Here is a 2,086-nt window from a genome sequence, read left to right as displayed (position 1 = left end):
GTTTTTAGTCTTCTCTCCTTCTGAAACTCGTTCCACTCATATTCAGTATGAGAGCTCGATGAGTTATCCTATCAAGTAAAGCGGCAGTCAGTGTCTTGTCATGGAATATCCTTACCCATTCTGAAAACATGAGATTGGATGTAACCAATGTACTTTGAGTTTCATACCTGGCTGCCAGTAACTGAAACAACAATTCAGCTCCTTCGAGATCAAACGAAATGTAGCCTAATTCGTCAATAATCAACAGATCCGCCACCTTCATCTTTTTAATCACGACTGACAATCGACTCTGTTTTTTTGCTTCATAGAGCTCATTTATCAGCATTGCTGCCGTTCTGAACACTACCTTATACTCGTTTAAACAGGCATGGACTCCGGTTGCAATCGCACAATGGGTCTTTCCTGTACCAGAATTTCCGATTAAAATCAGGTTTTTTCGTTCCTTCAAGAACTCAAGTGATTGAAGATCCGGTATCGATCGACGCCCATCATCAGGTAGTGCATCAAGGTTCAAATCTTCAAATCGTTTAACTGTTGGAAACCCAGCTTGTTTTAGGGCTTTCATCTGTCGATTGATCTTTCTGGAATGGAACTCTGAAGAAAGAGCTTCCTTCAAAAAATTAGTTACTTCCAGATTTTCTGCATATTTTTCCTCATAAACAGAATAAACCGTTGAGATATGCAGAGTTTTGCAATAATCCTGTAATGAAATATCCGTCATAATCATTCTCTTCCAATTTTTTTGTCAAAAACAAGGAGATCTGGTTCTGGAACCTCAAACTCACAGATTTTCCATCCATCTGTCTCCATCATACGGGATTTAGGTTCAAATATCAGTAATTTCAACAGATCAGGTGTTACAAACAGATCCCGATCTTTGCAGATTTCAAGTGCGTAAACCACGGCTTCTGGAGATGAATCACGAATTAATTCAAGAATTGGTAGGAATTCCTTGGGTTTATCTATGTAATGCATCTCAAAGAGTTGTAATATCTCTTGATCAAGCGAACGAAGAATCTTTGAATGTCGTATTGCCCCAGGTTTACGTCCTAAGGTCATGAGATAATGACCTGTTTGTAACGAATACTCTCCTCGACCGATTTTTCGTACATGTACTGCAATAACATCCTCATGATCCATCATCTCAATCCGGTCGGCGAAAATCTTTGCAAGGATTGTCTTTGAACAAAATGAATCTGGAACTGAATAGAAGTTCTTGTAAATTTCGATCAGATTATACCGGTTTATAGAACAGTTACGAAGTTCATAATTCGAAAATTCAAGAGAAGGAAGAGGGAACATTTCAGATCGTTCTTCTTTGAGAAGTTGAACCGGAACCTCGGTTCGTCTATGTACCCGTTGGTTATTGATACCTTTCAAACAGTTTCGAAGATGATCATTTGCTTCTGAAAGAGAAGTGAAACGATTTTTCTCACTGAAAGCAGCTTTCCTAACGACTGATACAGACTTCTCTGTGCTACCCTTTTCGTGAGGTGAGGCAGGATTGCACACTTGAGGTTTAAATTGGTAATGAGTTGCACAAAGAAGAAATCTTTGATTATACTGTTTTCTACGGATATCGTAGATCGTGGTGGCGTTGTCATACACGATCACTTGGGGAACTGCTTGAATATCGGTGAAAAAGTCAATATGAGCCTGAATAACATCAAAAGTTGTTTGATTCAGGAAAAGCCGACCAAAGCGGTACTGACTATAATTAACAGTAAAAATCGCAAGAGATACTTTTTGGACAATGTTACCAAGTGTCAGGTCAACAAAACCCCAATCAAATTCAGCACGATATCCTTCTGGTGGATCCTGCAGGACAAAGACTTCTCGATGACGATGACTTTCTTTCCAATCCTGGACAAGAGTTTTGATTGAAGTATAACCTACCTGAAATCCTCGGCCTTGAACAAGTCGATGAATCTCCGCCGCAGATAAACGTTGTTTACGCGGTTTGATCTGATTATCTTGAAGGTAATTGTGAACAATCTGAACAAGTTCTTCATTAACAACCCTTTTAGGTTGGATTATGATCCGAGTCCCTGGCTTTAATTCTTCTAAAATCCCTTCCTGAACATCG

2 protein-coding genes are annotated in these 2,086 nt (G+C 39.3%); both read right to left on the bottom strand.

The annotated features are described in order from the left end of the window. Positions 1 to 4: 4 nt before the first annotated feature. Positions 5 to 721, bottom strand: coding sequence for an IS21-like element helper ATPase IstB (istB, locus tag DLD82_RS17785; protein ID WP_109942474.1), 717 nt, complete (start codon positions 719 to 721; stop codon positions 5 to 7). 2 nt (positions 722 to 723) lie between these two features. After that, positions 724 to 2,086: IS21 family transposase (gene istA / locus DLD82_RS17780; protein ID WP_109942473.1), on the bottom strand; the 1,363-nt coding region annotated here is incomplete at its 5' end.

Source organism: Methanospirillum stamsii, assembly GCF_003173335.1.
In the GTDB taxonomy this organism is placed as follows: Archaea; Halobacteriota; Methanomicrobia; order Methanomicrobiales; family Methanospirillaceae; genus Methanospirillum; species Methanospirillum stamsii.
Note: the sequence above shows the minus strand (reverse complement) of the source record. Positions and strands in the feature narration are given on the sequence as shown.